Consider the following 214-nt stretch of genomic DNA (forward strand, 5'->3'; position numbering starts at 1 on the left):
CGATGGGGCTATAGCTCAGCTGGGAGAGCGCCTGCTTTGCACGCAGGAGGTCTGCGGTTCGATCCCGCATAGCTCCACCATCTTTACTGCGAACACAAGAAAACTTCAGAGTGAACCTGAAAAGGTGCACTGCGAAGTTTTGCTCTTTAAAAATCTGGATCAAGCTGAAAATTGAAACGACACACTGTTTAAGTGTGTTCGAGTCTCTCAAATT

At 47.2% G+C, this 214-nt stretch carries 1 tRNA gene; it reads left to right on the forward strand.

Features of this window, described 5'->3' with window-relative positions:
* Window positions 1-4 precede the first annotated feature (4 nt).
* A tRNA-Ala gene (locus tag L2I46_RS29480) sits at window positions 5-80 on the forward strand.
* Window positions 81-214: the final 134 nt, after the last annotated feature.

The organism is Klebsiella sp. 2019SCSN059 (genome assembly GCF_021739525.1).
GTDB lineage: Bacteria > Pseudomonadota > Gammaproteobacteria > Enterobacterales > Enterobacteriaceae > Klebsiella > Klebsiella quasipneumoniae.